The sequence below is a fragment of the Marinomonas sp. TW1 genome, from assembly GCF_001625355.1.
Classification (GTDB): domain Bacteria; phylum Pseudomonadota; class Gammaproteobacteria; order Pseudomonadales; family Marinomonadaceae; genus Marinomonas.
In genome coordinates, this window is the sequence record NZ_JSEE01000051.1 from 1 (window position 1) to 364 (window position 364).

Consider the following 364-nt stretch of genomic DNA (forward strand, 5'->3'; position numbering starts at 1 on the left):
TGGCGTCCCATAGGGGGTTCGAACCCCTGTTACCGCCGTGAAAGGGCGGTGTCCTAGGCCTCTAGACGAATGGGACACAATACACTTTTACGAAAGTGCGAAACTGGAGCGGGAAACGAGGCTCGAACTCGCGACCCCAACCTTGGCAAGGTTGTGCTCTACCACTGAGCTATTCCCGCAAAACTCTATTTTCTTTAATCACCACCCTGCTCTCGCAAGCAACATGGTCAAAATTAGTGGCGTCCCATAGGGGGTTCGAACCCCTGTTACCGCCGTGAAAGGGCGGTGTCCTAGGCCTCTAGACGAATGGGACACAATACACTTTTACGAAAGTGCGAAACTGGAGCGGGAAACGAGGCTCGAA

At 53.6% G+C, this 364-nt stretch carries 3 tRNA genes; all 3 read right to left on the minus strand.

Annotation, left to right across the window (positions count from 1 at the left end):
- A tRNA-Glu gene (locus OA79_RS17830) sits at positions 1 to 76 on the minus strand.
- A 28-nt stretch (positions 77 to 104) separates the two neighbouring features.
- A tRNA-Gly gene (locus tag OA79_RS17835) sits at positions 105 to 179 on the minus strand.
- A gap of 58 nt (positions 180 to 237) precedes the next feature.
- Positions 238 to 313: transfer RNA gene (locus OA79_RS17840), tRNA-Glu, on the minus strand.
- Positions 314 to 364 lie beyond the last annotated feature (51 nt).